General features: G+C 65.3%; 4 protein-coding genes, 1 tRNA gene and 2 rRNA genes (1 of these 7 only partly in view). 3 read left to right on the forward strand and 4 right to left on the reverse strand.

Features of this window, described 5'->3' with window-relative positions; translation table 11 throughout:
- Window positions 1-36 precede the first annotated feature (36 nt).
- Window positions 37-2,889, forward strand: coding sequence for a M16 family metallopeptidase (locus H8M03_RS07725; RefSeq protein ID WP_187478889.1), 2,853 nt, complete (start codon window positions 37-39; stop codon window positions 2,887-2,889).
- On the opposite strand, the gene H8M03_RS07730 is transcribed toward H8M03_RS07725, so the two are convergent.
- Window positions 2,840-3,640, reverse strand: a complete 801-nt coding sequence (locus H8M03_RS07730) for an ion transporter (protein WP_187478890.1) — start codon at window positions 3,638-3,640, stop codon at window positions 2,840-2,842. The genes H8M03_RS07725 and H8M03_RS07730 overlap by 50 nt on opposite strands.
- Before the next feature lie 154 nt (window positions 3,641-3,794).
- On the opposite strand from H8M03_RS07730, the gene H8M03_RS07735 reads away from it, so the two are divergent.
- Both H8M03_RS07735 and H8M03_RS07740 read left to right on the forward strand, forming a co-directional pair.
- Window positions 3,795-5,039 carry an ammonium transporter gene (locus H8M03_RS07735; protein WP_187478891.1) on the forward strand — a complete coding sequence of 415 codons (1,245 nt, stop codon included), beginning with the start codon at window positions 3,795-3,797 and terminating at the stop codon, window positions 5,037-5,039.
- Between the two features lie 134 nt (window positions 5,040-5,173).
- Entirely contained in the window at window positions 5,174-5,959 is a 786-nt protein-coding gene (locus H8M03_RS07740; protein ID WP_246448804.1) for a hypothetical protein, read from the forward strand.
- A 62-nt stretch (window positions 5,960-6,021) separates the two neighbouring features.
- Here H8M03_RS07740 and H8M03_RS07745 read toward each other — a convergent pair.
- From H8M03_RS07745 to H8M03_RS07755, 3 genes are all read right to left on the reverse strand, one after another.
- Window positions 6,022-6,098 (reverse strand) — tRNA-Met (locus tag H8M03_RS07745).
- Between the two features lie 141 nt (window positions 6,099-6,239).
- Window positions 6,240-6,354, reverse strand: a 5S ribosomal RNA gene (gene rrf, locus H8M03_RS07750).
- 119 nt (window positions 6,355-6,473) lie between these two features.
- Window positions 6,474-7,315: ribosomal RNA gene (locus H8M03_RS07755) — 23S ribosomal RNA — on the reverse strand; it runs 1,907 nt beyond the window's last position.

The raw sequence follows: 7,315 nt of genomic DNA on the forward strand, positions 1-7,315 counted from the left end.
CCGTCAGACATCGCGTGAGATCGAGGAGCAGACCCCATGAAAAGCCAGACCCTGACCCGTTATTGTGCTGCCCTTTTGGCGGGTCAGGCCCTGCTGCTTCCGCTGCCCGCCGCGGCACAGGCACCGGCCACTGCGCAGACGTCCGCGCCTGCCGTCCCGCCGATAGCGTTCACCAGCCGGACGCTGGCCAACGGCCTGCGCGTCTATTCCATCCCCGATCAGTCCAGCCCGAACGTGTCGGTCGAGGTATGGTACGATGTCGGGTCGAAGAATGATCCCAAGGGCCGTTCCGGCTTCGCGCACCTGTTCGAACACCTGATGTTCAAGGCCAGCCGCAACCTGGTGCCGGAACAGTTCGATCGCCTGACCGAGGATGTCGGCGGTTTCAATAACGCCAGCACCAACGACGATTACACCAACTATTTCGAGGTCGTTCCCGCCAACCACCTGCAGCGCCTGTTGTGGGCAGAAGCCGAGCGCATGGGATCGCTGGTCGTCGAACCCGGCTTCTTCAAGTCGGAGCGCGACGTGGTGAAGGAGGAGTTTCGCTCGCGCGTGCTCGCCCAGCCCTACGGCAAGCTGTTCTACCTCTACCTCCCGCAAGTGTCGTTCAGCGTGCATCCGTATGCGCGACCGGGCATCGGCAGCATCGAGGATCTGGACGCCGCGACCATCGACGACGTGCGCGCCTTTCACGCCACCTATTACCGCCCGGACAATGCCGTGCTGGTCGTAGCCGGCCGTTTCGACCAGGCGCAGCTGGATCGCTGGGTCGACCAGTATTTCGGGCCCATCGCCCGGCCATCCACTCCGCTGCCCCCGGTCAGGGTTGTCGAGCCGGCGCGTACCGCCAAGACCTACACGGTGTATGAGCCGAACACCCCGCTACCCGCCGTGCTGCTGAGCTATCCCGGCCCGCGCGCCGCCGACCGGGATTCGGCGGTCATGGAAGTGCTTTCCGCCATCCTGTCGTCCGGCAAAAGCTCACGGCTGTACCAAAGCCTGATCTACCGCGACCGCATTGCCACGTCCGCCGATGTCTTCAACGGCGAGAGCCAGGACCCCGGTTTGCTTGCAGCCTATGCCATCCTAGCCAGCGGCAAGACCGCAGTGGAGGGCGAGGCCGCGCTGCGCCGCGAGATCGCCCGGTTGCGCGACGAGCCGGTCAGCGACGCCGAGCTTCAGGAAGCGAAGAACGAACTTCTCACCGCCGCGCTGAAGGAGCGAGAAACCGTCGACGGAAAGTCCACCGCCATTGCCGAGGCGGTCATCGTCAGCGGCGATGCCCGGGCCGCCGACCGGCGCGTGGCGTTAATCGCCCAGACGAGCAAGGCCGACGTGCAGCGCGTGGCGCGCAAGTACCTGACCGACAGCCAAAGCGCGGCCGTCCGGTACCTTCCGCAAGGCGACGGTGCGAAGGGCGGCGGCGATACCATCGTCACGCCCGCGACCGTACAGGTGGCGCCGCTGGTCGCACCCGCCAACATCGTCATCGTGCAGCCGGCTTCGGATCAGGAGCGGGTCGCGCCGCCGGCGCCCGGGCCGGAGGTGCGCGCCGACCTGCCGGTGCCGGTGACCCAGAAGCTGGCCAACGGAATGACCCTGATCACGGTCGCCCGGCCCGACCTGCCGTTGGCCACCGCGATGCTGGTCAGCACGTCGGGGGGCGCCGCCGACCCGGCGGGCAAGGCAGGTCTGTCGCAAATGACCGCAGCGTTGCTGGCCAAGGGCACCGCGACTCGCACCGCGTCGCAAATCGCGCAGCAGATGGAAGCGCTGGGCGGATCGCTCGAGACCGCTGCGGGCTATGACGGGTCGAGGGCGGGGCTGACCGTCAAGTCCGACCAGTTGGCCGCGGCCATGCCGATCCTGGCCGATGTCGTTCGCAATCCGGCCTTCGCCGCCGAGGAAATCGAGCGGCAACGGGCGATCAATGTCGACGAAGTGACGGTGGCCTTGCAGGACCCGGGATCGATCGCGTCGATCGTCGGCATCCGCGCGGCGTTCGGGCCGGCCGGCTACGGCCCGCCGGCATCCGGCACGCCGGCATCGCTCAAGGCGATCAGCCGCGACGACATCGTCGCCGCGTATAGCCGCAGCTTCCGGCCCGATCAGACGACCTTGATCCTGACCGGCGACATTGACCCCGAGCGCGCGCGCGCCATTGCCGAACGCAATTTCGGCGACTGGACGACGGCACCGGTCGCGACGGCCAGCGCCGCCAGCGCTCCGCCGCCGGGCGGCCGCGTGATCGTGGTCGATATGCCTGACGCGGGACAGGCCGCGGTTGCGCTATTGAAGCCCACGCTGACCCGGTCCGACCCGCGCTATTACCAGACGCTGGTCGCCAACGCCGTGCTCGGCACCGGTTTCTCCTCGCGGCTCAATCAGGAAGTGCGGATCAAGCGCGGCCTTGCCTATGGCGCGAGCAGCCAGATCGCCGGCCGCCGGATGACCGGCCCGTTCGTTGCGGCAACGCAGACCAAGAACCCGTCGGCGCCCGAAGTGCTCAAGCTGATCGTCGGCGAGATGACCCGGCTGGGAACGCAGCCCATCCCGGACGCGGAACTGACCACGCGCAAGGCAGTGCTCAACGGGTCGATCGGCCGGCAGTTCGAAACCACGTCCGGCCTGGCCGGATTGGTCAGCAGCTATGTCCAGCAAGGGGTAAACCCGGCCGAAATCGCGCGTTTCCAGTCGGCGGTGTCCGCGGTTACGCCACAACAGGCCGGTGCCGCGGCCCGCGACCTGCTCGCGCCCGCCGGTGCGACGATCGTGATCGTCGGCGACGCGCGCCAGTTCCTCGATGCCGTGCGCGCAGCCTATCCCGACGTGACGGTCATCCCGCTGAAGGAACTGGACGTGCAGGACCTGCCGGCGGAGCGCTAGCCCGCACTTCGTCGCGCAGCATCCGCACTTCCTTGAGCAGGGCCTTCATCTCCGCATTGCCGGCAATCGGCCCGTTCTTTTCCTCCGCGTCGCGGCCGACGAAGAAGCTGGCCAAAGTCGCGGTGACGTATCCGAGCACGCCCAGCGAATAGAGCGACAGGAGGAAGGTCAGGACCCGCCCTTCGCTGGTTTGCGGCCAATATTCATTGCTCATCGTCGTCACCATCATCCCGGTCCACCACAAGGCGTCCCAGTAGCTGGTGAAGCCGCCGCCGGTTTCGCGTGCACCTTCGAGGTTGAGCATTCCGGCCGCGCCCAGTCCGACCACCAGCAGGGTCAAGCCGACGACATAGCCGAAGCCGCGGCGCTCAAGGCTTGAGCGAAGCGCATTCATGCTGCGGTTGGCGGTGCCGACGATGCGCACGAGGCGCAATCCGCGCAGCGCCCGGACGGCGCGCACCACGCGCAGGGCGCGAAAGATCCGCAAGGCCGGGACCAACAGGGCGATCACCGTCAGCCAGCTGCTCTTGAGATAGGCGGACTTGTCCGGCGCGAGCCACAGCCGGAGCGCGAATTCGAGGATGAAGATGATCCAGATGACGGTGCCCACCGTCTCGAGCAGTGCCGACGTGCCCGACACCAGTTCGACCACGACGATCGCCAGCCACACCAGGCTGAGCACCACCATCGGCAGGTCGAGCCAGCCTTCCATGTCCCTGAGCAGCTTCCACCGCAGCCGTGCCGACGCCATAGCCCTCTCCATTCCCTAGTTCGCTTTGAGATCAGACGTCTGAGCACGGCGGTGGTGCCGGTCGACGCCCGGAGCCCGGCGCGGCGATGTGAAGCATTCACGTAGAACCGCGCGCCGGCTGCGATAGCTTGGCGAGGAGAGCAGCGGCGGGGGGATGATGACCGGGGATTTGACGATCGATAGCGGCGACACTGCCTGGATGCTGGTGTCCACCGCGCTGGTCCTGTTGATGCTGCTGCCCGGCCTCGCCCTGTTCTACGGCGGGCTGGTGCGGGCGAAGAACCTGCTGTCGGTCATGAGCCAGGTGATGGCGATTACCGCGATCGCGGTGCTGAGCTGGATCGGCTGGGGCTACAGTCTTGCCTTCAGCGCGGGCAATGCGGTGATCGGCGGCCTGAGTAAGGCCGGGCTGACCGGGCTCGACAGCACGCTCTGGGCGGTCGGCAGCGACGGCGATGCGATTCCCGAACTGGTGTTCGCGGCGTTCCAGATGACCTTTGCGGCGATCACCGCGGCGCTGGTTATCGGCGCGCTGGTCGAACGGGTGCGCTTTTCGGCAGTGTTGGTCTTCTCGCTGCTGTGGCTGACATTGGTCTATGCCCCGCTGGCGCACATGGTGTGGGCCGGGGACGGACTATTGTTCGGGCTCGGCGCGATCGATTTCGCGGGCGGCACGGTGGTGCATATCAATGCCGGCATCGCGGGACTGGTCGGGGTGTGGTTCGCCGGGCCCCGCATCGGGCATTTGCGCGAGCCCATGCCTCCGCACTCGCTGGCGCTGACGATGGTCGGCGCCGGGCTGCTGTGGGTCGGATGGTTCGGGTTCAATGCGGGATCGGCTCTGGAGGCCAACGGCCTTGCCGGCGTGGCGATGATGAACACCTTTGCCGCACCGGCGGCGGGGCTGCTGGCCTGGATGGGGTTGGAACGGTGGGTGTCGGGCAAGGCATCAATGCTGGGCGGCGCTTCGGGAGCCGTCGCGGGGCTGGTCGCAGTGACGCCGGCGGCGGGGATCAGCGGGCCGATCGGCGCAATGCTCCTCGGCGCGCTGGCCAGTGCCGCCTGCTACATCTTCGTCTCTTCGCTCAAGAACCGGATGCGCCTGGACGACAGCCTCGACGTCTTCGGCATCCACGGACTGGGCGGCATCGTCGGATCGGTCGGCACGGCGCTGGTCGCGCTCCCGGCGCTGGGTGGCCACGGCGCCGCCGAATATGCCTTCGGCGCCCAGCTGGTCACGCAGATCGAGGCAGTTGCCGTGGCGATCCTGTGGTCGGCCGCCGGCTCCGCCTTGTGCTTCGCGGCCGTGCGGGCGGTCCTGCCCTTGCGACATGAGCGCGACAACGAACGCGAGGGCCTCGACCTCGCCGACCACGGCGAGCGCGCCTACAACTATTAAGGCATACCGGCCGGGCCGCTTCGCAGCGGCGGTCCGCGCGCTGGCAGCTTCACCTTGCTTGTGCACGCAAGGATCGTGGCTATGGTTTGCGCAAGGTCGGGGCGTTCGAAGCCGACCGATTGGAAAGGCGCGTTGTGCTTCAGTCCCTGCGAGCGTCCGACCGGATGGGCGATGAGCGCTTCTTTCTCAAAAGCTCGATCATCATGGCGACGATCGTCGTCATCGCGTTCTCGATGCAGGTCCTGCTCGGCCGCTCGACCTTCGCGTCGCCCGCGCGCGTGCACGCTCATGCCGTGCTCTTCATGGGCTGGATCGTCATCTACCTGGTCCAGAACCTGCTGGTCCGCGCAAACCGGGTCGACCTGCACCGAAAGCTCGGCTGGATCGCCGCGGCGTGGATGGCGGCGATGGTCGTGTCCGGCTTCATCGTCACCACCGCGATCGTTCGCGCCGGCACGGTGCCGTTCTTCATTCAGCCGCTGCACTTCCTCGTGTCGGACTATCTTGCCATTCCCACTTTCGCCGGGCTGACGGCGGCAGCGATCGCGATGCGCCGCCGGACGGAATGGCACCGTCGGCTGCACTTTTGCGGCATGACGATCCTGATGGGGCCAGCTTTTGGAAGGCTACTGCCGATGCCGTACCTGGAACCGTGGGCCTGGGAATCGGCCTTTGCGGTCACCCTGCTGTTCCCGCTTGCCGGAGTGCTGGCCGATCGCAAGCATCGCGGCCACGTACACGCGGCTTGGAAATGGGGCATTGCCGCCATTCTCGGCTCCTTCGCGCTCACCGAGGCGGTGACGTACGCGCCGGTTGGGACGGTCATCTATGAGGCCGTCACCGCCGGCTATCCGGGGGCATCGCTCCCGCCGCTGGAGTTCCAGGCGCCACCGGACGGACCGCTCACCGGGCGCTCCTGACAGTCCGGCGTGACGCCTGTCGAGGGCACAAAAAAAGCCGCCCGAAGGCGGCTTTCTCAAGATGGTTGCGGGGGCAGGATTTGAACCTGCGACCTTCAGGTTATGAGCCTGACGAGCTACCGGACTGCTCCACCCCGCGGCACCTTCCCAACTCATCACCGGACACGCGTTTGGCGCGCTGGACAGGGTTGGCAAAAACAAAAAGGCCGCCGCTGGCTTTCACCGGCAGCGGCCATTTTGAAATCGTGAATGGGTTCTTCGATGAAGCGCCGGCTGCAAAGCCTGGCGACGACCTACTCTTCCACTGCTTAGGCAGTAGTACCATCGGCGCAGTCTGGTTTCACGTCCGAGTTCGGGATGGGATCGGGTGGGTCACAGACGCTATGGCCACCAAGCTATGTAGCCGGCGCATCATCGAAAATTCTAGAAATCGTGCAGACCTTTAAGGCGTCTCATCTAGCTGAGATGATCGTCACCGATCGAACAGCAAGGCTGTCGATGATGGTGCAGATTCATCAAGCGCGAATAGAGCATTAGGACCGGTTAGCTCCACGCATTACTGCGCTTCCACACCCGGCCTATCAACGTCGTGGTCTTCGACGGCTCTGAGATATCTTATCTTGAGGGAGGCTTCCCGCTTAGATGCTTTCAGCGGTTATCCCGTCCATGCATAGCTACCCTGCTGCGCGGCTGGCGCCACGACAGGTCCACCAGAGGCATGTTCACCCCGGTCCTCTCGTACTAGGGGCAACTCCTCTCAAATATCGACGCCCACGGCAGATAGGGACCAAACTGTCTCGCGACGTTCTGAACCCAGCTCACGTACCACTTTAATTGGCGAACAGCCAAACCCTTGGGACCTGCTCCAGCCCCAGGATGTGATGAGCCGACATCGAGGTGCCAAACAACCCCGTCGATATGAGCTCTTGGGGGTTATCAGCCTGTTATCCCCGGCGTACCTTTTATCCGTTGAGCGATGGCCCTTCCACGAGGGACCACCGGATCACTATGACCGACTTTCGTCTCTGCTCGACTTGTCAGTCTCGCAGTCAGGCGGGCTTATGCCATTGCACTCTATCAGACGGTTTCCGACCGTCCTGAGCCCACCATCGCGCGCCTCCGTTACTCTTTAGGAGGCGACCGCCCCAGTCAAACTACCCACCACAGAGGGTCCCTGCACCGGATAACGGTGCGAGGTTAGACTGTAGAAAACAACAGGGTGGTATTTCACATTGTGGCTCCACACCAGCTGGCGCCGATGCTTCAAAGCCTCCCACCTATTCTACACAGTTGTTTCCCACAGCCACTCTGAAGCTGCAGTAAAGGTGCACGGGGTCTTTCCGTCTAACCGCGGGT

The sequence above is a fragment of the Sphingomonas sabuli genome (assembly GCF_014352855.1).
Lineage (GTDB): Bacteria > Pseudomonadota > Alphaproteobacteria > Sphingomonadales > Sphingomonadaceae > Sphingomicrobium > Sphingomicrobium sabuli.